Source organism: Paranoxybacillus vitaminiphilus (assembly GCF_003259935.1).
GTDB lineage: Bacteria > Bacillota > Bacilli > Bacillales > Anoxybacillaceae > Paranoxybacillus > Paranoxybacillus vitaminiphilus.
The window spans coordinates 30117-54436 of sequence record NZ_QLMH01000015.1 but is presented as its reverse complement, the minus strand read 5'-3'; the positions used below and the strand labels follow the sequence as shown (position 1 = coordinate 54436).

The 24320-nt window shown below is 40.5% G+C and carries 21 protein-coding genes; 14 read left to right on the top strand and 7 right to left on the bottom strand.

What is annotated here, in order from left to right:
• Positions 1–244 precede the first annotated feature (244 nt).
• From B0I26_RS14185 to B0I26_RS14175, 3 genes are all read right to left on the bottom strand, one after another.
• On the bottom strand, positions 245–1834 hold the full coding sequence (locus B0I26_RS14185) for a class I adenylate-forming enzyme family protein (RefSeq protein WP_111646082.1): 1590 nt from the start codon (positions 1832–1834) through the stop codon (positions 245–247).
• Between the two features lie 21 nt (positions 1835–1855).
• Positions 1856–2632: an SDR family NAD(P)-dependent oxidoreductase gene (locus B0I26_RS14180; protein ID WP_245934808.1), complete on the bottom strand. Its 777-nt coding sequence runs from the start codon at positions 2630–2632 to the stop codon at positions 1856–1858.
• A gap of 169 nt (positions 2633–2801) precedes the next feature.
• Positions 2802–4160, bottom strand: coding sequence for a sigma-54 interaction domain-containing protein (locus B0I26_RS14175; RefSeq protein ID WP_281268717.1), 1359 nt, complete (start codon positions 4158–4160; stop codon positions 2802–2804).
• A 227-nt stretch (positions 4161–4387) separates the two neighbouring features.
• Here B0I26_RS14175 and B0I26_RS14170 point away from each other — a divergent pair, with 227 nt between their 5' ends.
• The 7 genes from B0I26_RS14170 to B0I26_RS14140 all read left to right on the top strand — a co-directional run bounded on the left by B0I26_RS14170 (position 4388) and on the right by B0I26_RS14140 (position 13611).
• Positions 4388–5599, top strand: a complete 1212-nt coding sequence (locus B0I26_RS14170; RefSeq protein WP_111646079.1) for an acyl-CoA dehydrogenase family protein — start codon at positions 4388–4390, stop codon at positions 5597–5599.
• Positions 5583–6608 carry a phosphotransferase family protein gene (locus B0I26_RS14165; protein ID WP_245934806.1) on the top strand — a complete coding sequence of 342 codons (1026 nt, stop codon included), beginning with the start codon at positions 5583–5585 and terminating at the stop codon, positions 6606–6608. Before B0I26_RS14170 ends, B0I26_RS14165 begins: the two co-directional genes overlap by 17 nt.
• Before the next feature lie 689 nt (positions 6609–7297).
• Complete coding sequence (gene qoxA, locus B0I26_RS14160; RefSeq protein WP_111646078.1) at positions 7298–8302, top strand: cytochrome aa3 quinol oxidase subunit II; 1005 nt, start codon at positions 7298–7300, stop codon at positions 8300–8302.
• The gene (qoxB, locus tag B0I26_RS14155; protein WP_111646077.1) at positions 8292–10268 is read left to right on the top strand and encodes a cytochrome aa3 quinol oxidase subunit I; all 1977 of its coding nucleotides are present in this window, start codon (positions 8292–8294) and stop codon (positions 10266–10268) included. The genes qoxA and qoxB overlap by 11 nt, the downstream gene beginning before the upstream one ends.
• Positions 10258–10863, top strand: a complete 606-nt coding sequence (qoxC, locus tag B0I26_RS14150) for a cytochrome aa3 quinol oxidase subunit III (RefSeq protein ID WP_111646076.1) — start codon at positions 10258–10260, stop codon at positions 10861–10863. Before qoxB ends, qoxC begins: the two co-directional genes overlap by 11 nt.
• Positions 10864–11169, top strand: a complete 306-nt coding sequence (qoxD, locus tag B0I26_RS14145; protein WP_111646075.1) for a cytochrome aa3 quinol oxidase subunit IV — start codon at positions 10864–10866, stop codon at positions 11167–11169. It abuts the gene before it with no gap.
• Between the two features lie 396 nt (positions 11170–11565).
• Positions 11566–13611 carry a methyl-accepting chemotaxis protein gene (locus B0I26_RS14140; RefSeq protein ID WP_111646074.1) on the top strand — a complete coding sequence of 682 codons (2046 nt, stop codon included), beginning with the start codon at positions 11566–11568 and terminating at the stop codon, positions 13609–13611.
• A 105-nt stretch (positions 13612–13716) separates the two neighbouring features.
• Here the strand turns inward: B0I26_RS14140 and B0I26_RS14135 are convergent, their stop codons facing one another.
• Positions 13717–14766, bottom strand: coding sequence for a cytochrome ubiquinol oxidase subunit I (locus B0I26_RS14135; protein ID WP_111646073.1), 1050 nt, complete (start codon positions 14764–14766; stop codon positions 13717–13719).
• A 23-nt stretch (positions 14767–14789) separates the two neighbouring features.
• On the bottom strand, positions 14790–16106 hold the full coding sequence (locus B0I26_RS14130) for a c-type cytochrome (RefSeq protein ID WP_245934805.1): 1317 nt from the start codon (positions 16104–16106) through the stop codon (positions 14790–14792).
• Between the two features lie 238 nt (positions 16107–16344).
• On the opposite strand from B0I26_RS14130, the gene B0I26_RS14125 reads away from it, so the two are divergent.
• Positions 16345–16584 (top strand): DUF1648 domain-containing protein, encoded by a 240-nt coding sequence (locus B0I26_RS14125; RefSeq protein ID WP_111646071.1) that lies wholly within the window; start codon positions 16345–16347, stop codon positions 16582–16584.
• Between the two features lie 17 nt (positions 16585–16601).
• On the opposite strand, the gene B0I26_RS14120 is transcribed toward B0I26_RS14125, so the two are convergent.
• Entirely contained in the window at positions 16602–17264 is a 663-nt protein-coding gene (locus B0I26_RS14120) for a transporter substrate-binding protein (protein WP_111646070.1), read from the bottom strand.
• A 47-nt stretch (positions 17265–17311) separates the two neighbouring features.
• On the opposite strand from B0I26_RS14120, the gene B0I26_RS14115 reads away from it, so the two are divergent.
• From B0I26_RS14115 to B0I26_RS14095, 5 genes are all read left to right on the top strand, one after another.
• The gene (locus B0I26_RS14115; RefSeq protein ID WP_458295089.1) at positions 17312–17500 is read left to right on the top strand and encodes a hypothetical protein; all 189 of its coding nucleotides are present in this window, start codon (positions 17312–17314) and stop codon (positions 17498–17500) included.
• A gap of 136 nt (positions 17501–17636) precedes the next feature.
• Positions 17637–18779 carry an AAA family ATPase gene (locus B0I26_RS14110; protein WP_111646069.1) on the top strand — a complete coding sequence of 381 codons (1143 nt, stop codon included), beginning with the start codon at positions 17637–17639 and terminating at the stop codon, positions 18777–18779.
• 14 nt (positions 18780–18793) lie between these two features.
• A complete protein-coding gene (locus tag B0I26_RS14105) occupies positions 18794–19039 on the top strand; it encodes a hypothetical protein (RefSeq protein ID WP_111646068.1) in 246 nt (81 codons plus the stop codon).
• 66 nt (positions 19040–19105) lie between these two features.
• Positions 19106–20320 carry an MFS transporter gene (locus tag B0I26_RS14100; RefSeq protein ID WP_111646067.1) on the top strand — a complete coding sequence of 405 codons (1215 nt, stop codon included), beginning with the start codon at positions 19106–19108 and terminating at the stop codon, positions 20318–20320.
• Between the two features lie 230 nt (positions 20321–20550).
• Positions 20551–21510, top strand: a complete 960-nt coding sequence (locus B0I26_RS14095) for a bile acid:sodium symporter family protein (protein ID WP_111646066.1) — start codon at positions 20551–20553, stop codon at positions 21508–21510.
• Positions 21511–21932: 422 nt separating this feature from the next.
• Here B0I26_RS14095 and B0I26_RS14090 read toward each other — a convergent pair whose 3' ends face one another.
• Positions 21933–23138, bottom strand: coding sequence for an MFS transporter (locus tag B0I26_RS14090; RefSeq protein ID WP_111646065.1), 1206 nt, complete (start codon positions 23136–23138; stop codon positions 21933–21935).
• A 126-nt stretch (positions 23139–23264) separates the two neighbouring features.
• On the opposite strand from B0I26_RS14090, the gene B0I26_RS14085 reads away from it, so the two are divergent.
• Positions 23265–24146, top strand: coding sequence for a LysR family transcriptional regulator (locus B0I26_RS14085; protein ID WP_111646064.1), 882 nt, complete (start codon positions 23265–23267; stop codon positions 24144–24146).
• Positions 24147–24320 lie beyond the last annotated feature (174 nt).

The window sequence follows — 24320 nt, the reverse complement described above, 5'->3', positions numbered from 1 at the left end:
TAGAAATCAAAATTTTTCTAGCTGATGTTTCCGGAATTTTCTCTATAAAATGGGCAGCCTCTGAAATTTTGTAATAGAACAAGGAACAGTGGAGGGATTCGCCTCTACATTTATCAGGTGTTATTATGGTAACGCTTTCAAAAATGACTTCATGCTGGTGAATAACTGATCTAACCGCAATAGCCGTCACATCTTTTCCTGCATGTTTAGATCATATAGAAGTCATCTCGATATTTGTCATGATTTATTGGTCATTAGACATCTCAATCAGTTTATTTTTTAAGATTTTTCCTCCAGGATTTCGCGGGAGCTCCTCAATGAATTCTACTTGTTTTGGGGCTTTAAATTCAGAAAGGTATTTGCGCGCAAAAGCAATCACTTCTTCTTTAGTTAGTTCTTCGCCTGGCTTTTTAACAATATAAGCTTTTACTTCCTCTCCAAACAAAGGATCTGTAATCCCTACCACTGCAGCCTCAAGAATTTTTGGATGAGCATATAAAATATTTTCAATCTCGACTGAATATATCTTCTCACCGCCGCGATTAATCACGTCTTTTTTCCGATCCATAATATAAACAAAGCCATCTTGATCCATATAAGCAATATCACCAGATTTCCAATAGCCGTCTTCGTTAAAAGAAGCAAGGTTAACCTCTTTATTATTCCAGTATTCTCTAATAACCATTGGTCCTTTAATATACAATTCGCCGATTTCAGCAGGTCCGCAGTCGGTGCCATCTTCGTTGACTATTTTTACGTCAGCGACTGGAACAGGTAATCCTACAGAGTTTGTTTTTTCAACTGGATAATTTTTAGGCATTATAGTGGTTGGTGAAGTCGTTTCAGTAGCACCATAGGCGTTATGCATTGAAGCGTTTGGAAAATAGTTTTTTAATTCCTTGATGGTTTCCTTGGACATAGGGGCGCCGCCATACGCAACTATTTGTACAAAATCGTAAGAGAACGATTTGAATAATGGATGAGACATCATCATCACATAGATTGTCGGTACATTGAATAAAAAAGTAATCTTTTCGGAATTGATTAATCGAATAAATCGTTCCGTCCGATAACGATCCATTAAGACGATTGTTCCGCCTACTAAAATTACATGGAGAAGCTGGCCAATAAGACCTGTAACATGAAAAAGCGGAACAGCAATTAAGGTGCGTACGTTATGATCTGTATTTAAAACATGTTTGTAGTTCAGACAGCTGTGGATGGCGTTAATATGACTTCCGACAGCTCCTTTTGGCAGTCCAGTTGTTCCAGAAGTGTACATGATATAAAGAGCTTCTGTTTCTAATGGCGCTGTATATACAGTTTCAGATCCGGTTTCTTTTAGAAGCTCATTTTTAAACGAGTACATATTTTTTGACGGTTGATGGTCATCTATTAAATAGCAGTATTGAATAAATTTGCTGTTGATCAGCCAGTCTTCGAGTGGTTTAACAAGTTTACTATCGGTTATCAGCATCTTTGCACCAGAGTTTGTCATCATATAGATTAATTCGTTCGCTGTAAGCTTTATGTTAAGCGGCACGAAAACAGCGCCAATTTTCGCGCATGCCAGCACGGTTAAGACAAATTCTATTTCATTTCCGAGCAATAGCGCGATTCTATCTCCTTTTTTTACTTGCTTCTGAATGAAGTTATCAGCCACTATATCGACTTGTTTTTTTAACTCCGAATAATTTAATCGTACATTGTCTTTTACCAATGCTTCTTTTGTTGGAAATTTTTTCGCGGAATCGACCAACATTTCATATATATGAGCCGGTCTTTCAGCGAACATTTTCACATTCCGTCCGTATAATTGCCCTTCGATAATCATAAAACTCCCCCTTAATGATGATTATTTCGCAGTCCAGCCGCCATCTACATACAAGATGTGTCCTGTTATATAATTGGATGCGTCAGATGCAAGAAAGACAACCGGGCCGGCTACGTCTTCGAGTTCGCCAATCCGATTCATCATTGTATTTCGAACAATTTCCTTATATCGCTCCTCATCTTGAAGCCAAGCGCATGTCATTGGCGTTTTTATATAAGCCGGGGCTATCGCGTTCACATTTATGTTGTAAGGAGAAAGTTCGCTTGCCCACACTTTCGTTAATTGATTAATGCCTCCCTTGCTGGCGGCATAACTCGTTTGAAATGGCATTCCGATTCCACCGAGTATCGAAGAAATATTAATGATTTTCCCGCTTCTTTGTTTCATCATTTGTTTTGCAGCTGCCTGACCGACTAAAAATATGCCTTTTAAATTCGTATTTAATACTCGATCCCAATCTTCTTCTTCTACTTCAATAAGCGGCTTTCTAATATTCATCCCGGCATTATTCACCAAGATGTCCAGACGGCCGTGCTGTTCAATAATTTTGTCAAACATATAATGAACACTTTCTTTATCTGTTACATCTGCTTGTATCCATGAGAAATTCAATCCTTGATGATTCATATCTTCTGTAACTTTTTTTAAATCGTCAGCATTGCGGCTTGCAATAACAACATTCGCTCCATGAAGTCCCAGGGCGCATGCCATCGCCAAACCAATTCCCTTGCTTCCGCCTGTAACAAGCGCAACTTTCCCATCTAGCCGAAAAGAAGGAAAACGGCTCATATCCATCATTTACACCTCTTTATCCTTAATTTAAAATCAGCTTGCTGTACTTAATTAAATGCAATTTGTATGCCAATAAAAATATTTAAAAAGTTATGAATATTATTAACTGTATTGTTCCTTACAATAAAAAAATGATTCCTGAAAGAATCATTGATGAAAAAATGAATCAGTACCGTTATATACCTAATCGCTGCATTTTTTTTACTAAAGCGGATTGGCTGATCCCAAGAATCTCTGCCGCTTTTCTTGTCGTTTTATATTTAGAAATCGCTTTCAAAATCATTTCTCTCTCGATATCTTGAATGACTTCTTTCATTGTTTTTTGTATAGGATGGGATTCGGAAACGGTTGGATTGGAAAAAGACAAATGAGAGGAATGGATGTAATCCGATTCTGTTATAATGACAAGCCGTTCAATCAAATTTTGCATTTCCCTAACATTCCCCGGCCATAAATACGTCTTCATCGCAAGCAAAGCATCATCTGTCAACTGTTTGTTAAGATGATATTTTTTGTTTGCTATATCTAAAAAATAATTTGCAAGCAGAGGAATGTCTTCTTGGCGTTCGCGCAAGGGGGGAATTTTAATCGGAATAATATTCAATCTATAATAAAGATCCTCACGAAATTCGCCCTGTTTAACTAAAGACTCCAAATCTTTATTAGTTGCCGATATGATACGAACATCAATTTTCATGGTTCGTCGTCCGCCAATTCTGGTAACTTCAAATTCTTGCAATACTCTCAGGAGTTTTCCTTGAAGCTGCAGCGGCATTTCCCCAATTTCATCAAGAAATATAGTTCCAGTGTGCGCTTGTTCGAATAATCCAGGACGGCCTCTGCTGTCGGCGCCGGTAAAAGCCCCTTTTTCGTAGCCGAATAACTCAGATTCAATCAATTCTTTTGGAATGGCTGCACAGTTCACTTTAATAAACGGTTTATCTGACCGATTGCTTAATTTCTGAATAAGATTGGCGATCACTTCTTTCCCAACGCCTGATTCTCCCAACAGTAAGACTGTTGAGTTAAATGGCGCTATTTTCTGCGCTAAATGAATAACGTTTAACATTTGGCTGCTATTCGCGATAACTCCCTCGTGATGGATCACATCTTCCTTCTTTTGATAAGCCTTTAGTTCCTGTAAATATTTCTCTGCGAGCTCTTTTGTTCTGTTTAATTCTTTTTCTAAGTTCTTTAAAGTTGATATATCTCGGAGATTTGTAACAACATGGGAAACATCCCTGTTTTCATCAAAAATCGGATTTCCTGTAACTAAAAGTTCTTTCCCGTTTACATGTTGAATGATTGTCACCCTTTTTTTCTCTTTTAAAACCTTTAGTGAAACGGATTCGGATATAATTCCCTTTTTAACAACCTCTTTCAAGTGCCGGCCAATCAACTGATCCTCTGTTATGCCTGTAACCCGGGTATATGCCTCGTTCATTTTTATTCCATATCCATTCTTGTCTGCTATAAAGATTGGATCATAGCTGGCATTCATTGCTTTCTCGTATAGGCTTATTTTTTCCCGCAATTCTTTCAGTTCCGTATTTAACTCCTGAATATGTTTTTGCAGTTTCTCTGTCTTCGCAAGTAAAGTTTGAATAATTACCCCTCCTTTTTCTTTAATATTTTAATATTATGAATTATTCGATTCATTTTTTCATCATTTTCCCGGTGTAAAAGTAAAATGCTTATTCAACTTTCATTTGGCATGAAAAATGCATGTAAATGTTTATAAAAAAGTTAAGGAGTGGTCGTATGTATAATTTCAGTCCGTCATCTGAACAAAAAGAAATGATCGAAAAAGCGACAGCATTTATGGAGGAATATGTATATCCGAATGAAAAGCATATGGTTCCGCATCGGGGTTTGCCTCAGGAAATCCTTCAACCGCTTCAACAAAAAGCAAAAGATATGGGGCTCTGGGCGGCGCATATGCCGAAAGAAGCGGGGGGAGCGGGCTTGGGGCTTGTTTCTTTAGCGCTGCTATCTGAAGTGGTTGGGCGCAGTCCTATAGGACCTTACATTTTTGGTTCAATGGCTCCTGATGCCGGAAATAGTGAAATATTATGGCACTCAGGGACAGAAGAGCAGAAATGCAAATATTTATATCCTCTTGTAAATGGAGATATCCGTTCCTGTTTTGCAATGACCGAGCCTGAAGTATCTGGATCCGATCCGCGGTTTTTACAAGCAACGGCGGTACTTGATGGAGATGAATGGGTGATTAATGCACATAAATGGTTTACGACAGGCGCCGTCGGTTCCAGCTTTTCCATTGTTGTGGCAAAGACGGATCCGGATGCTCCCCTTCATAAACAGTTTAGCTTGTTTATAGTAGAACACGATAATCCCGGGTTTGAAATCGTCCGGGAGATCCCGGTTATTGGCGACCATTTCACAGGAGGGCATTGCGAAGTTCGATATACCAATTGCAGAGTTCCAAAAGAAAATGTATTAGGGCCGCGCGGGGAAGGATTTAAATTAGCTCAGTTGAGGCTTGGTACAGGGCGCATTACACATGCCATGCGTTGGATAGGCATAGCCAAAAGAAGTTTAGATTTAATGATAGGTTATGCATTAAAACGGGAGACACGCGGAAAACGATTAGCCGGTTATCAAACCATCCAAAATTTTATCGCTGATTCTACAGTGGAGATTGAAGCTTTCCGTTTAATGACTTTAAAGGCTGCGTGGATGATGGATACCGGAAAGGAGACAAGAAAAGAAATTTCCGCCATCAAATTTTTTGGCGCCCAAGTTCTCCATAACGTTATTGACAGAGCGATTCAAGTACACGGAGCTCTCGGGGTAACGGGCGATACTCCTCTTGAAGGATTTTATCGTGAAGCAAGAACTGCGAGAATTTATGACGGACCGGATGAAGTTCATCGCATGGTTGTTGCGCGTTCGATGATCAAAGAGTTTGAACAAAACATGGAGGGGGATCTTTGTGACCAAAAATATTAATTGGAGCCGTATCGAAAAATATTTAAGGACAGAGTTAAATTTAATGGATGAAGCTGGGGAATTGGAGATTAGACCGTTTACTTCCGGGTACTCAAATTTAACGTATCTAGTGCGCATCGGCCAGTGGGAGGGAGTATTACGAAGACCTCCTTTTGGAGAATTGCCGGCAAGAGCACATGATATGAAGCGTGAGCATAACCTGTTAAAAAAGATTTATTCTGTATACCCAAAAGTACCAAAACCATTATTATATTGCGAAGACCCGAATATAATGGATAAGCACTTTTATGTCATGGAGTTCAAAAAAGGTGTTGTATTAGATGAAGAGCTTCCCGCTGATTGGAACACTTCTCAAATAAAGCAACAGATTTCTAAAGCGTTTATTCAAGAATTAGTCGATTTGCATAATATTGATGTCTATCAAAATCATTTAGATTCGCTGGGAAAACCAGCGGGGTTTTTAAAGCGGCAAGTGAATGGTTGGATTCAACGCTATAGACAATCCAAAACAGATGATTTGCCGTTTGTTGAAAAACTAGAAAATTGGTTGATTGATAGTATACCGGATTCTACAGATGTTACCATTATTCACAATGACTTTAAATTGAATAATATTATGTTTCATCCTGAAAACCCTGATCAAATTACTGCCGTATTGGACTGGGAAATGTCGACAATCGGAGATCCTCTTCTCGATCTTGCCATCAGCCTTGCTTATTGGACAGAAGAGGGAGATGAAGAAACCGGCTTGACGGCTGTAACGAATCAACCAGGTTTTATGACAAGAAGAGAGTTGGCCATTTTATACGCTGAAGCATCTGGACGAGATATTTCAAAGCTTAATTATTATCTTAGTTTTGCTTTTTACAAAATAGCTGTAGTACTGCAGCAAATATATTACCGTTATAAAATAGGTAAAGTAGACGACGAAAGATTTGCCAACCTTCATGTAGGCATTAGAAACTTAATGTTGCAGGCTGACAAAGCAACGCATGCCGCAATGGTATAAAGGTGTCATTGTGCTGTTTGCTGGCTCTTTTTTGAACGGGCTTTTGAAACCGAATGGGACGCGACCGCATCGTGTATGTCCACTATAAAGATACTGAACTTCCAAAAGAAACAGACAACAGCAAAATTAGAAAATAATGTATGTCACCGTTCGAAAAATTTTGTTTTACAGAATGTTCTACAAGAGAAGATAAAGCTTAAGTTTCCCTTTTTCTATCTTTAAGATTGGTGTAATGTCACTCCCTGAACGTTATTAAAATTCGACAAGATAAGAGGAAAAGAAAGTTGATTAATCTTGAAATAAATTCCAATTACAGGTGCAAAAATAGCTGTTTATGGCTTTTTTTAAAAGTGAATTTATGAACATTTAATGAAAAAAATTTGGATAAAATGTGACAGCCTTTCGTGTGAAAGGCTTTTTCTTTTTGTTTTTTCCATTATTTATGAATTTTTTTGGGGAATAAAGGCCTTTTGAATAGAAGGAATGTATTTCGTCAAGTATTTACGTGCTTTTTTTGGGGGTTTTCATTTTCTTCCTTTCTTTTTTTGTCACAATTAAATTTATCGTACATGTTAAAATCATTTCAACAGTGATAATACTAAAAAGCTTTTTACTGAATAAGTGGCTGTTTTTTTGTGCATTTTTTCACAATTTTGTTTCCAAAAGATTTTGTAAAGAGGTGAAATCGTATGAAGCTCAAAAAGGTGTTTGCTTTATTCGGGGCAATCATCTTTCCGCTATTGAGCGGTTGTGAGACGAATATGGTGGTGTTTGAGCCGCAAGGGCCGGCAGCGAGAAGTATTACGCAGTTGATTAATTGGTCGCTCCTTTGGATGCTTCTTGTGGTCGTCGTTGTATTTGCGTTGTTTACTTATATTGTTTGGAAGTATAGAGAAAAACCTGACAATATGGATTACGAACCGCCGGAAGAGCATGGCAGCACTGTTCTTGAAATTGTCTGGACGGCTATTCCGATTCTCATTGTTATTGCGTTAACGATTCCAACGGTAAAAACTTTATATGATTTAGAAAAGCCGCCAAAAGGATATGAAGATCAAGAGCCGCTCGTGATTCATGTCACATCAGCGGATTGGAAATGGATTTTCAGCTATCCTGAGGAAGGAATTGAAACAGTCAACTATGTAAACATTCCTGAAGATCGTCCGATTCTATTCAAACTTACATCAGCGGGTACGATGCAATCATTTTGGATTCCTGCATTAGCAGGCCAAAAGTATACGATGAATCGAATGGAAACAGAGCTGTACGTCGTGGCCGATCATCCAGGTTCTTATCTAGGACGGAACACGAATTTCAATGGCCGCGGATATGCACATATGGAGTTCGAAGTGTTAGCCCAAACGCCGCAAGAATTTGAAAAATGGGTGCGTGAAGTGAAAGAAACTGCTCCTAAGCTGACGAAAGAAAAGTACGAAGAAATTTTACTGCCGACGCATTTAGGCAGATTGACGTTTTCAAACACTCATTTAGATTGGGTTAATCACGCGGATGCAAATTCGAAGACATATACAAATCCGGAAGCTTACAAAACACACGGATATAAAGGAAAGATTTTTGAAGAAGAAGATAACTACAAAAATGATGCATATACGCCGAAGTCTAATCATGGACACCATGAACATGAGGATGTAAACGAGAACGAATCACATGGAGGTGGACATCATGGACATTAAGTGGAATGAAATACTCATTACAGGAGATCCATTAATTCTTGGTTCGCAAATTGCGATTGTGCTGACGGTCATTGCGATTGTTGGAGGATTAACCTACTTTAAAAAGTGGGGATGGCTTTGGAGAGAATGGCTTACAACAGTTGATCATAAAAAAATCGGGATTATGTACATTCTATCAGGCGTTTTAATGTTTTTCCGCGGCGGTATAGACGGATTATTAATGAAGGCGCAAACAGCAAGACCGGAAATGAATTTTTTAGACGCGCAACATTACAATGAAATCTTTACGACCCATGGGGTCATCATGATTTTATTCATGGCGATGCCTTTTCTTATCGGTTTGATGAACGTCGTTGTTCCGCTGCAAATCGGCGCGCGGGACGTTGCTTTCCCGCAGTTGAACGCGTTAAGCTTTTGGCTGTTTTTTAGCGGAGCGATGTTGTTTAATATTTCGTTTGTTGTCGGTGGATCGCCGGATGCCGGCTGGACATCTTATTTTCCGTTGGCAGGGAAGGAATTCAGTCCGGGTGTTGGGAATAACTATTATGCGATTGCACTTCAAATCGCAGGTCTCGGTACATTAATGACGGGAATTAACTTTATTGTTACGATTTTAAAAATGCGGACAAAAGGCATGACATTAATAAAAATGCCGATGTTTACATGGACGACATTGATTACGTCCATTATCATTGTAGCGGCTTTCCCGATTTTTACAGTCGCCCTTGCATTAATGACATTTGACCGGTTATATGGTACGCATTTCTTTACGCTTTCTTCCGGCGGAAGCGATATGCTTTGGGCGAATTTGTTCTGGCTGTGGGGACATCCGGAAGTGTATATTGTTATTCTTCCTGCGTTCGGGATTTTTTCAGAGGTTATCGCTACGTTTTCACGGAAATCGTTGTTTGGCTATAAATCAATGGTGGTTTCTATTGTTGGGATTGCCTTGTTAAGTTTGTTAGTTTGGGTTCACCATTTCTTTACAATGGATGCGGGTCCAGCTGTGAACTCCGTATTTTCCATTACGACGATGTTAATTGCGGTACCGACAGGTGTGAAAATTTTTAACTGGTTGTTTACGATGCGAAAAGGAAGAATTAAGTTTACGACAGCGATGTTGTGGGCACTTGGCTTTATTCCTAACTTCGTCATTGGCGGTGTCACAGGAGTCATGCTGGGGATGGCTGCCGCTGACTATCAATACCACAACACATTGTTCTTGGTTGCCCATTTCCATTATGTATTAATTCCTGGTGTCGTCTTTGCGGTATTTGCCGGGCTATATTACTGGTGGCCAAAAATGTTCGGCTTTATGCTTAACGAAAAGTTAGGTAAATACCATTTCTGGTTATTTGTCATCGGCTTTAATATTACTTTTATGCCAATGTTCTTCCTTGGCTTACAAGGTGCGGTTCGCCGCGCTTATACGTATTCGGCTGAGTCAGGCTTTGCGCCGTTGTTCCTTGTTTCAGCAATCGGATCCATTATTTTGGCGCTCGGTTTTGCGGTATTTTGTTATAACATTTACTGGAGTTTCCGTTATGCAAAGCGCAATGTGTCGAGCGATCCGTGGGATGCGAGAACACTTGAGTGGGCAACAGCGTCTCCTGTCCAATTTTATAACTTCGCTGTATTGCCTGAAGTGAAAGAAATCGATGCATTTTGGCATATGAAAAAGCGAAACAGCGGTTTGGTTTTAAAAGAAGAAGAGATTCAAGAGATCCATATGCCAAGCAATTCCGGCCTGCCGTTTTATATGGCTGTTGTGTTTGGAATTACAGGGTTTTTCCTCGTGTTTGAATGGCATATGGCAGCAGCTGTTGCAGCGATTGGTATTGTCATCGGGCTGATCATTCGGTCATTTGATTACGACGATGGCTATCATGTTCCTGTTGAAGAGATTAAAAACATCGAAAGCAAATGGAGAAAGGTTGAAGGTGGGGTGAAACATCATGTCGGCTAACGTCAATACTTCATTGCCGCTTGAATATCAAACGGAGCAAAGCCGGTTAAATATCCTTGGTTTTTGGATTTTTTTAGGTGCAGAAATCGTATTGTTTGCGACGCTGTTTGCGGTATACGGCGTTTTAGGTGAGCGTTATGCCAATGGTCCGACCCCAAATGATATTTTTAAGCTGAAAGACGTGATGATTGAAACGTTATTGTTATTAACGAGCAGCTTTACGTGCGGGTTAGCCGTTTTTGAGATGCGCCGGCATCGTTTAAAAGGTTTGCTTACATGGTTGATTGTGACTTTGCTGCTTGGAATCGGATTTTTGTTCGTGGAGATTAATGAATTTATTCATTATGTCCATGAAGGAGCGACGATGCAGACAAGTGCATTCTTGTCCAGCTTTTTCGTCCTGCTTGGTACACATGGAGCGCATGTGACGTTCGGAATTATCTGGGCGGTGATGATTATTATCCAGTTAATTCAGAGAGGATTAACCCCCGTCACAGCGAGAAAAACGTTTATTATTAGTTTATATTGGCATTTTCTTGATGTTGTTTGGATTTTTATCTTTACATTTGTGTATTTAAAAGGGATGGTGGGGTAAGTGGAATATAAGACAAACAGCAAATATCCAATTAGCCATATCATCGGCTTTTTCCTTTCGCTTTTGTTGACGTTTGCCGCAGTATTTGTGGCACTAGAAGCACAACTATCGTTTACCATTGTTATGTGGATTATTGGTTCTTTAGCCGTTTTGCAGGCTGGTCTCCAACTTTTTATGTTTATGCATGTGACAGAGGGAGAAGATGGGAAAACGAACATCATTAATATGGCGTACTCCGCTTTTGTAGCAATCGTCATTGTTGCCGGATCGGTTTGGGTATTGACTTCTGGCCATGCGGCGCACTAATCGGTGTCCGGCACGCCTCGAAGCAGGTCGAAAATTGTTAGAATAGCAGAAAAAGAGAGCCAAATGGCTCTCTTTTTATTTTTATCAGAAAATTCTGTTTATAATCTTGATTTCTCTTTTTTCTTCCGCTTTAATAAAAGTGTATCCATCATTTTCCTTAACTATTTCCACAACGATCTGTTATTTCTTTATGAAATCAACTGCTTCTACGCCATGTTTCATTTGCCAAAAGGTAAAAACACTTCATCTGGAGCCCACATCTTAAGTTTCCGTGCGATTGATTTGCCGCAGTTTAGAAATATAGACGGGGAAATGTTGAATTTCTAAAAAAGACAATAACAACTACCACTGCGGTTTTACATATTTATCTATTCAATAGGGGAGAGGGATGACGGCATGACCATAAAAGCCAAACTCTTTGTTTTAGTGGCAGGTTTTGTTTTTCTGTTGTTGTCCAGCACTTTTTTGTTATTATGGATGGAAAAAAATGATTTGGATAAAAAAGGAAATGAAATGGTGGATGTTGTATGGAAGGGAACAGAAGAAAAAGTACAGGGAGAAGTAGAGGCGTTTGCGAATCAAATTTCCAGAAATCTAGTTGAATTGGAACAGTCGATGGAGAAAAATATGCTGAATGCTGCCTATTTATTGCAGGAGCTGGATCGGGGGAGAACGTTAAATAACGAAGATTTGGAGCGTCTGGCTGTTCAGACGGGGATGACCGATTTTTATCTGACAAACCGAGAAGGAATTTTTGTCGTATCTACAGAAAAGGCGGCACTTGGGACTAATCTGTTTGATATTTGGGACGGATACCGCATGTTGTTGACAGGTGAAGCGCAAATATTGCCTTCGCCCCTGAAGATAAAGGCAGAAACCGGGGAGATTTTCAAGTTTATGGCGATTCCCCGCGCTGATGGGAAGGGAATTGTGGAATCGGCGTTAGATGTAAGCAGTTTTGAATCTTCTCTCAGCCGGTACATCGAGGAAAAAGAAGAAGTGAAAGCAGTTTACTTGTTTGATCAAGAACAAGTGGTGTTGATGGAAATATTGCAAAAAGGACAAACACCGCTGTGGGAAAAAGGAAATGAAATGAAAAACGAAAATGTACAGTCAGTCTTTTCTTCCGGAAAAGCACAAGTTTTCCTGAAAGACAATCATGTGGAGGCATATGTTCCGGTAAGAGCAGATGGAAATGTGCGCTATGTGTTGTATACTTTGTTAGATGCTGCCCCTTATTTCCAACATGCCGTATCCACCAAACAAGTATTACAGGAGTTCCAGCAGTTGATTAATGAGGTAGGGTATAAAATGATGCTGTCGATTTTTATCTTTTCCTTGTTGTTTCTTTTGGTTCTGTTTAGTGTGATCCGGTCGGTGCTGAGACCGTTGAAAGTTTTTTCGAAAGTCTTGCGGGAAGTGGGGCACGGGCAGGCAGTAAAATGGGAGCAGGTAAAAGCAGAAGAATTAAGAGAGATTCAAGAAGCCATTACAGAAGTGGTGCAAAAGTATCAGCAAATGTTGTCAGTCATCCAGAGCAATTTAGTTGCTGTAACGAAGGCGCAGAAGGAATACAGTTCGGAAATGAATACGACGCTGGAAACATTAGAACAGGTTTCCAAAGCAGTGACAGATACTGCACGAAACAACCAACAGCAAGCAGAACAGTTACATGAAGCCGGGGAAATCGTAGAGACGATGTCCCGTACTTTGTCTGATGTTTCCTGCATGGCATCCGAGCTTGAAGACTTCTCAAACAGAGCCGCGGGTCTGGCGGAAAGCAGTATTCGGGGATTGGAGCATATGACGAAAGTGATCGAAAATATCTACAAAGAAGTAGGGGAAAGCGGCAAACGAATCGAAAAGCTGGCCAAAAGTTCGGAGGAAATTGGAGGAATTATTGCGCTCATTCAGGGCATTGCAGGACAGACGAACTTGCTGGCATTGAACGCAGCCATTGAAGCAGCTCGAGCCGGAGAACAAGGAAAAGGATTTGCCGTAGTGGCTGACGAAGTACGGAAACTGGCGGAGGAAAGCAGCAGGGCAACAGAAAAAATTGCCCAGATCTTACTGGATATTAAGCAGGAAATTGCCAGTACGAAAGAAGGAAATGACAATCAGCTGTCAGTCATTGAAAGCAGCAAGCAGGGAATTCAGCAAGCTAAAGATTCTTTTCATCATTTGATTGATGCTACCAGGGAGTCGTCACGAAAAATTGTCCAGTTGGGAGATTTCGTTGAAACTATGTTCCAAAACGGCCAAGGAGTCATTGGCGTATTTGAACAGATGCATAGGAATATTCAATCTAATGCCGCTAACAGTGAGCAACTGCTGGCCATGGTGGAAGATGTGATGGGATCGTTGAAGCAACTGCGGCATTTGTTGGATAACATGACAGATTCCACAAAAAAATTAGAGCAAGTAACTGCTGTTTCCCATTAGAAAATATAATATGTTCATGTACAGAAGCCGCGGGGAGCGGCTTTTTTTCTTTTGAGAAGAGTATAAAGTTAAAAAATATTTCATTTTCCTTCCTTATATCTATCGTTATTGTTTATTAACAGGTTTTATGTTTTCTTTTTTCATCTCGATTGTTCTTGGATACTCATTTATATATGGCTTCAAGTATGATTCACGAACTTCGTGACGCATCCATCCCATGACTCCGACAATGAGAACAAAGCATAGAAGCGATGCATAAAACATAGACGGACGATCGTTTTTGCTTACGACATATAACAAAGCGCACAGCAAAATAGTTAAGAAAACCGATAGAAGCAACAGCGCTGTAAGCAACGCATCATCGCCCATAAAAAGAAGCATAATGTTTCGGTCAAACGATATAAGAAGTAATGAGCCAAAGACGAGTTGCAAAAGAGTAATCCAAAATGCTACTTTAACACCTCCTAATTTTAAAGATTGTTCAACATCAGAAAGAGTTTGTTTTCTTTGTTTTACTGAGAAATATAAGTACATGTAAAAGCCGCCAGTTGCTAAACTTGCTAAAATAAAGTGAGCGTATCTTTGCCAAATTTGTGGATAATGTAAAAGGCTATGGAAAAATCCGTTTGCTCCTGACCATTTTTCTGGGTATAACATCGACACGACATTCACAATAAAAATAAGTGGAACAAAGAGTAAAATAAGCATAGCAGCAAATCCAACGAGAAAATGTAATCCTTTTTTATTTTCCCATTTTTCCCATGAAAATTTATATACATACAAAAGCAGAAATGCGGTAATTAAAAGAATAATTAAGCTGAGCCACGCTTTGCCGATTAGTAAAGTCGACGTATAAAAGTATTGTGTATAAATGACGCTAATGATCAGTAATGGAGCAACGCCTAACACAACAGCGATACTTTTGTGAATGGATGCATGAAGAGAACAAATCCGAGCCATGTCATCCAAACGACGGGAATGCGTTTTCATCGCAGACGCTTCTAATATAACTGCACCAGTGGCAAACGATAGTGTAAAGTTTACAAATATAATATGGAGTACAAATGTTAAGACAATTAAAAACTGTAGTAACGTTAAGTTACCCGGAATTGGTAAAGGGAAATCAGGTGGAATCGATAGTTGTAAAACACCCATTTTATTCATCCCCGCTTTCTTTTTTATTTCTCTTCATTGGCGACTTTATATAAGTAAGCTGCGAGCGCTTCCACTTCTTCTTTTGTTCCAACAAATGGAGGCATCATCGGTCGTACTTGATGCATGGTTGGAATGAATGACTCAATACTTTGTTGTGGCCACCCTTTTAAACGGTTGGCGAGGGCACGTTTGGAACGCCAGCCATCGATAGTATGACAGGCTAGGCATTGACCTTGATAAATTTCACGCCCTGCTTCCACTTTATTTTTTTCTGTCACCTTTTTGATTTTTGCGACGGTGGAATGTGCTAAGTAGCCATCCCGGTTCATTTCCTCCGCTTTGACTGCTGTAATTCCATTGACATACATATAGTTGTAAATTATATACGGTTTGCGAATGGACTCACGCACGACCTCGAACTCTCCAATAAATCCAATCGCTGACATGAAAACAGCAAGCGATAAAAAGATTGGGAGTTTTTTAGGACGGATGGCCAGCCAGAAGAGAAATACAATGATTAGAGCAAAAGCGATCATATTTAATACATCAAACGTCTTTTCCGGTAAACCTGTTGACCATACAATTAGCTTCGCAGCTTGATCAGGAATCGACTGCAAATACCAAATCCCAAGCACAACAGTGGCCGGAAGTGAAATCGCTCCCCAAATAGAGAAGATGCGAAGCAATGGCATACGCACTTCTTCGTCTTTTACGAATAAACGTACAAAAATTGTAAATAAAGCAATTGCCAGCATAATGGATAAAAACGTACGAAACCCTAGTGAAGGTAAATAGGTTGGATTGAAAAATGCGTTCCAAAATGAGAGAGTTTCAACCCAACGACCAGGTGTTAGCTTTGCTGCTAAAATTCCTGTAATAATGGACATCGTCAGCCATGAAAATACGGCAAGCATAATACCGACATTGAGATGTTTTCTTTTTGCTTTTCCTTCTTTCCATGTTTCCCATGTGTAGTAATAAATGAGTAAGAAAACAACTTCTAATACAAACACAACCCATTCAGCGACCCATGCCCAAAAGAAAATTCGTAACAACGAGCCAATAGAATCAGGTTGAATGACGGTTGTTGAAAACCAAATTCCTACGCCTGTCATCGCTCCAACAGTTGTAGTAATAATTAAAATCCATTTTGTTAACTGTTTAGCGAGTTGATCAAGTTTTTCATTTTTCGTCACGATTGCGTAATACTCGCTTGACACAACAAGCGCTGTAGCACCAATAGCGACTCCATGGCTAATCAACACGTGGATAATCGCAATTATTGCTACAATGTTTCCATTGCCGAACCAAGGAAACTCTACAGTTGGAAAATTCATCATCTCTATCTCCTTTCATTATGTATTCGCTTTCCACTATATAAACAAATTATGAAATAGAGATGATGCTTTTGTGAGAAAAGTTTTACACATATATGAACATTTGGAAAATGTGTTTTAGTTTAGCATTTGTCACGCCTACTATTAGGAATGTACATCGTTTGGAACAGATTAAAAGATTATTATCTGCTTTTCTAAAGAAAACGTTTTCTTTGGGTGAGCTTGAAAAGGATAGGAATGAATGATGAAAACAAAAACGAATCGATTCTTGGTCATGTTGACGATTTTTAGTTATTTGTTAAGTTTGATTGTCATCCTCTATTTACTTGATGAAGTGGCCATTCATTGGGACACAGCTGGTGAAGCAGATGGGTACAGTAACAAATGGTTTGGGGCGTTTATTCTTCACTTTCATTATGACTTCGGTCTTGTTGTTAATAACCCTTTTACCAAAAATGGAGCTGAAAAAAGCAAACTATAAAAAAAATTAAAGGGAGTTTATACACAGCTAGTGTGACCAAACTTATACTCCTGTGTAGATGGTTTTTTAATTAGAATAGACGGCTGTTTTGCTTTCTTTAGCAAGAAGAGCGAGAATTCATTGGCTTTCCCAATATTTCTTTGAATCACTTGATAAGTAGAATCAAGCTCCTGTAAATGGACTTCCTTGAGAAAATCGCCTTGTTTAGCGCGAAGTAGAGTATAAGCAGCTGAATTAACATATACAATCATTCTGTTTTGATCAACAACTACAATTCCATCAGATGTTTCTTTACCGATTTCCTCAACTAAAGATTCCCATATAGATTTTTCATCTATGGAATCGAAGACCGTATTGGTCAAAAGCGGTTTGGCGGGAATTGGCTGTTCCGAACTCCAAACAATCTTAAATTGCCCGTCCAAATTGGCTTTTCCAATTCTTATTTCACGAGACAAATGATGGTTAGATTCAATCCTAATCTGTCCGCTCGGTGATGAGAACGTTTTTTTATATAAATATTTTAATATTTGCTTTCTTTCAGTAGATTGTAGAGCATTCACCGCATTCAATATCATCTGAATTCCAGTATATGTACTGGACATAACTGAAGAAACAACTGTATCTGGCCCATATTTCTCCTTCATTCCTTGTACAAATTCCCGATTTTCGCAAGAATTCACAGTCACAAAACCACTTATTTAAATTACTTCATCGTGGATATACCGGCTTGATTAAATCTGGAGATGGTGATCGTGGAGTTGCTGAGTGCCCGTTTGATTTTTATCGTACGTGGGTACTTGATGCAGAGAAAGCTCGCGAAAATGTAGAAAAAATTACTCGTTCTACAGTAGGTACTGCTGAATGTCCAATTGCAGGAATTCCTCATGAAGAAATAGAAAAAGCAGCTGGAAAGTAAATAGAAATATAAAAATATAAGGATTAAGGCTGACCTAAAATCAATGTATCAGATTGTGCAGCATAATATATTCTAAAATATGCATGATTTCACATATTTATAGGTCAGTCCTCCTTTGTATCTAGGTGATGAGCAGATGTCATTCATTACGACGAAATTAAAAGATTTGAACGAACATCAGCAGCAAAATATTCTTCAAGGAACTCGTCTAGTGACCCGTTTTCGTTTTGATGTCAATCAAGTGATTAAGCATATTCGTTCGAAAATTTGGGGGCAAGATGATGTTCTTAGGCGGTTAGAAGAAATGTTAAATATTATTTGGGCGGATATTACAGAAACTGACCGTCCTTTGTATGTTGCCTTATTTTTAGGGCCGACAGGCGTTGGAAAAACGGAAATCGTTCGTGCCCTTAGTGAAGCGATTCATGGAAATCGAGAAGCTTACTGCCGAATTGATATGAACACATTGGCACAGGAACATTATACCGCTGCCTTAACTGGAGCGCCTCCAGGGTACGTAGGAAGTAAAGAAGGAAACTCTCTATTCGAAAAGGAAAAAATTGAAGGATCCTATAGTAAACCTGGTATTGTCCTTTTTGATGAATTGGAGAAAGCAAACGATCAAGTTATTTATTCACTTCTAAATGTAATGGACAATGGTCTTCTTGTAATGACTTCAGGGGAGAAAGTGATTAACTTTCGCAACACCATGATTTTCATGACTAGCAATATTGGATCAAAAGAAATCATGAGCTATGCTGATGGGGGCTTCAAATATACGTTTCGTAAATTGTTATGGTTTTTACAACCGTCCAATTGGCGAAAGAGCGAAGAAGATTTCCTTCATTCTGTTGTTCTTTCACAGCTGGAAAAACGCTTTAGTCCTGAATTTATCAATCGATTCGATGATATCTTTGTCTTTCAATGGCTAAAACAAGATGTGTTGGAGCATATTCTTGATACGAATATTCAAGCTCTTAACCATAGAATTAAAAAATATAACTGTCAACTTCAACTTGAGCAAACTGCCCGAAAATATTTAATTGAAGAAGGATTTGACAAACGATATGGAGCAAGGTTTTTAAAACGTACGATTCGAAAATATATTGAGGTTCCTTTAGCATCGCAAATCGGTCAACGCTCACAGGAAGAATCCCCAATTTTATTTGTTGCAAAAATGCAAAATGGCAAGTTACATCTCTTAGAAACAAAAGACCCAAAAAGCAGCATAGAGACAGAACCATTGTCAAAAGAAACAAAACAGTTACTTGATCGTTGAGGAGGATCAAGAAAATGGGCACGGTTGGCTTAACCAAGGTTGATCGTATTGAAGCGAAGGAGAGTTGCACTGTAATGACAGTCAGCTCTCTTTCTTCATGCCGGCATACAGCCTCCTACTCTCATGAGAATGAAGAGGATTTGTATTATATACTAGAAGGGGAGCGTTCTAACAAAGATGTACTTCTACCAAATTATTTGTATGGAATTAAGCAATTGACAAGTATTCATGTAAGAAAAAATGGCTTCGGGAAAAGCTAAAAAATTGAAACATTCAAAAAAAGGATTATAATGTAACTATTAATTCATTCTTGGGAGAGGAAAACTATGCACACAAACGTTGAACAGGGCGCCCGTGCACATACGACGGTCTATCCGATTTTGATTGCTATTAGTGTCGGTCATTTGCTGAATGACGCCATGCAGGCGGTTATTCCCGCGTTGTTTCCGATTTTGGAAGCATCAATGGATTTATCGTATACGCAAATTGGCTGGATCGCCTTTACGTTAAATATGACATCTTCCATTTTGCAGCCGATCGTCGGTTTATTTACGGATCGGCATCCTTCTCCGTACTTCCTGCCGCTCGGAATGGCAGCGAGCCTGCTGGGGATGGCCGGTTTGGCGTTTGCCCCTAATTTTCTTTTTGTCTTATTGTCGGTATTATTAGTCGGTCTTGGTTCGGCAGTTTTTCATCCAGAAGGGGCGCGCGTCGTCTATTTCGCAGCGGGAGCGAAACGGGGATTTGCTCAATCGATTTACCAAGTCGGCGGAAATACTGGAAATGCCCTCGCTCCGCTGTTTACAGCGCTTGTTTTTGTTCCGTTCGGACAAAAAGGAGCCGGTTGGTTCACGATTGTGGCAATGATTGGAATCATCGTATTATTTCGCGTGTCACAGTGGTATTCCCGTAAACTGGAACAGAAGGGACACGCCCGCAAACAAGGAAGTGTGTCGAAAGTCGCTCAAAAGGAGAGAAATCATATTATTTCTGCTTTATCTCTATTAATCTTTTTAGTATTTGCGCGCTCATGGTATTCAGCCGGCATCTCGAATTATTATCAATTTTATTTGATCGAACACTATGACGTTTCCATACGGGAAGCGCAACTATACTTATTTGTCTTTATGATCGCGGGAGCAATTGGGACATTCGTCGGCGGTCCGCTTGCCGACCGGTTTGGAAAGCGGAATTTAATGCTGTTTTCCACACTCGGCACCGCCCCGTTTGCACTTAGCCTTCCGTATCTTCCGCTTGGATGGGTGCTGCCTGTCGTATTTTTAGCCGGGTTTATTTTATCGTTAAGTTTTTCAACATTTGTCGTGTATGCACAAGAGCTGCTTCCAGAAAATGTCGGCATGGCCTCCGGATTAATCGTTGGTCTGGCGTTTGGCATGGGAGCGCTTGGGTCGGTCGTGCTCGGAAAAATCGCCGATACATATACGTTGAAATCGCTCATGATCATGTGCAGCTTTCTTCCATTATTCGGCATACTAACATACTGGCTTCCGAAAGATCGACGTTCTGCTCTCGACCGCTAGGATGAGCAGCATCTGCGACACCGTGAAATAAATGGAAGGTTGACTGAGTAAAAGAAAAAGAGAGTCCAGGCTCTCTTTTAATGCTTAATAAAGGTGCCTGTGATACCCTGGAGTATATGTTGAAGAAAAATAGGAGAGTCCTTGGTAATCCAATATTTTTACAGTTGAACTTTTTTGAATATTAAATGTATAATAGCTGTTATATTCATAAATTGGAAGGAGAAGGAAAAATGGGGACTCTTGTAAAACTAAGCAACTTTGTCGGCAATACATTTGCCATTTGGGTATTAATATTCGCGGCTCTTGCTTTTTTTGAGCCAAAAGCATTTACATGGATCACTCCTTATATCGTGCCGCTGCTTGGTGTCGTCATGTTTGGGATGGGATTGACATTATCGGCCAACGATTTTAAGGAAGTATTCGCACGTCCGAAAGAGGTACTGATTGGGGTAATCGCCCAATTTCTTATTATGCCGCTTTTGGCCTTTTTGCTAGCTACCTTATTGCCCGTTTCGCCTGAAGTAGCGCTCGGCATCATTCTTGTTGGCTGCTGTCCTGGTGGTACGGCTTCCAATGTCATGACATACTTAGCAAAAGGCGATACGGCGCTTTCGGTCGCTGTTACGTCCGTGTCAACCTTACTTGCCCCAATTTTAACACCGTCCCTGATTTTGTTGCTTGCGGGGAAATGGCTGTCCGTTTCCGCCGGCGCTCTGTTTTGGTCAATCGTCAAAGTTGTACTTATTCCTATTATCCTCGGACTAATCGTACAAATGTTGTTTCAAAAACAAGTAAAAGCAGCCATTCAAATTCTTCCGCTCGTTTCCGTTCTCGCTATCGTGGCAATCGTGGCTGCTGTCGTCGGTCAAAATCAGCAGGCTATCGCGAAAAGCGGGCTTATTATTTTCCTTATCGTCGTTGTTCATAATGTGCTTGGATTATTGCTTGGCTATTGGTTTGCGAAGTTACTTAAAATGTCGGAGCCGAAACAAAAAGCGATTTCGATTGAGGTCGGCATGCAAAATTCCGGACTTGGAGCTGCGCTGGCGACCGCTCATTTTTCACCGCTTGCCGCTGTTCCAAGCGCAATTTTCAGCGTTTGGCATAACATCTCTGGACCGATTGCAGCCACCTATTTCCGCAAAAAAAGTGAAAAGAAGGAAAACAATCAATCAACGGTTACAATATAACATAGAAGAGGTTGTTCCATAAGTGTCTGACCTCACGCGTATTTCACAATATATAGCTTATTTATCCAATGTGATGTCCTATACCTTACCTATCTATATATTGTGTTGTGGGGCCTGACACTTGGCTTTTGGGGCAGCCTCTTTTCTAACAGAAATATTATTCTTTTAGATACTTTCACCGAACTCATCGTGAGAAAGGAAAATTGAAGCCTCGAAACACTCTGCTCCGGGGCTTCACTTTGATGGATATGGGGTGTCCCGCCACGGTCGCTTTTGGGATACCCTCTTTTATATTTTATCCCGTTCTAATCGTCCGTAAGACTTCCACCTCTACAGGTGGGAGATAACGGACGCTAGAAGTGCGATAAGTTCAACTAACATCAGTGGGGGATGAAGAAAATCCCCACTGATGAAGTTGTACTTTATTGAACTTTCGTTTGTTTCCGATATTTGACCGGCGGGTTGCTGTTTTCCGCACCGCTGTGCCCGTGCAGCAAGTAATAAAGTCCGATGCCGGCGATGATGAAAAAGGTGCTGTAAAAGTATAGAGAGCTATAGCTGATTTTCGCCGCGGCAAGACCGAAGAGAAATGAACCGATGGCGAAGCCGAAGTCGAAGATGGAGAGGAATGTTGCCGTGGCGAGTCCTCTGTTTTGCGGATGGGCTACTTGAATGGCGATCGTTTGCAGGCTCGGAAATACCGTGCCCCAGCCAAGACCGATCAGGGCGGCGGAGACAAGGAATAGCAGCGCCGTTTCCGAAATGCTTAGCAGGTACGTGCCAACAGCAAAGCAGACAATCGCCGGGTAAACGATGACATTTGCTCCGTATAAATCAAACCACTTCCCGGTAAATGGTCTTGAAAGAAGAAGGACGCCCGCGTAGACGATAAAGAAATAGTTTGCCGCCTCGGCGAATCCGGCTTCTTTGGCGTAAATCGAAACAAATGAAATGATTGCAGAATACATTAAACCGAAAAAGGCAGATACGAGCGAAACGGGAATCGCGGAAGTCTCCAACAGCCGGATCTTGTTTGTTGGCAGTTTTACGTGACGGGCGGCACGGTTTTCCGGCAGACGGACGAATAATCCTGCTGCCAATGACAGGAGAGCGAATAGAGCATTGGCGGCAAACATTGTTGTCGCTCCTTGCTGCATCGCGGTTAAGCCTAAAAACGGACCGGCGACCATGGCAAGGTTTTGCGTTAAGCCGTAGTAGCCCATCCCTTCTCCTTTCCTTGAGTCGGGGATTAAATCGGCAACGATAGCCCCGTTAGCGGTGGTGGCCATGCCAAAGCCGATGCCGTGCAAAAGGCGAAGCAAAAGAAGCGCCGGCAGCGAATGCGGCAGAAAATAAAAAAAGGATGCCGCTCCCAAAATGGCTAACGCACTGAGAAACACGACATACTTTCCGGCCTTTTCCATCCATTTTCCGGCGAATGGACGTGTAATGATAGCGGCAATTAAAAAAACGGCCGTGATCAAACCGATGGACGATGGGCTGCTGTGTAAATGTTCCATAGCGTACATCGGCAGCGTCACAAGCAAATAATAAAACGTAATAAATGTAAAGAAATTCGCGGCGGCAACACTAACAAAGTTCTTCGTCCATAATCGCTCTTGTTTCATATATCTCCTCCGTTCTGTCTGTCGTCTTGCTTTGTTGCTTTTCTAGGATATCACGCTTATAATCATATGTAAAATATCTATAAAATAAGTTATATATATTTTTTTTGTATATTTGGAGGGATGGCGATGGACATACGACAATTACGGTATTTCCTCGCGATTGCCAAGGAAGGACAAATTTCAAGGGCGGCGAAGAAATTAAACATGGCGCAGCCGCCGTTGAGCCAACAGCTTCGTCTCATGGAAGAGGAGCTTGGCGTAACACTGCTTGAGAGAAAGAGAAACGGAAAGAAAATGGAACTGACGGAAGCGGGGAAAGTATTGTATGAAAAAGCAGAGTATATATTGAGGGTGTTTGAAGAGTCGATGATTGAAGTAAAGGAAACAGGTGAAGGGGTACGGGGGGTGCTGTCGCTTGGTGTGGCGCTGTTGTGTGTATCTTATTTGCCGGAGAAGCTGCAACGTTTTCACAAACAATACCCTCATGTTACATTGCGGCTTTGGGGAGGAGATCCATCCAGCATTCGTGAACGCTTGGAACATCGGGACATAGAAGTGGCGATTGTCAGCCTTCCCGTCGATCAGAAGGGGCTTTCGGTCGTTCGGTTAGGAACGGAGCCGTTTGTATTTGTCGCTCCGAAAGACTGGCAACAGTTGGATAAGAGAAAAGCGGTCACGATGAAAGAGTTGGATGGCATTCCGCTTCTTCTGATTCGCCGCGAGAAGGGAGAAGGGGTGTATGAGCAGATTATAGAGGAATGCAGCCGTTTTAATATTCATCCTAACGTTGTTTGTGAATGTCAAGATGTTAATATCGTCCTCTCGCTGATCTCCTCTGGCATAGGAGCGAGCATTTTGCCGAAAACGGTAATATCCCCTCTAGTGGAAAGAGAATTAACCGTATTGTCTATTACTGATGCCTCCTTGCAATCGGAAATAGCGCTTGTTTGGCTGAAAGAACGTCACCTTTCCAAGGCAGCGCAGCGGTTTATAGAAATGTTTGCGTAAATTCGTTAAGACAGAAGCGGTTGAGTTTCTGTCTTTTTTTAACTTTACGACAAGGTTCGGCAGGATTTTTTTTGCTTATTATATATTTTTAAACTAGAAAAGAGTCAGTGGAATGGAGGAGAAAAGGATTTTTTGAATGATACTAAGTAATGAAAGATCTGTTTTTATGCTTTC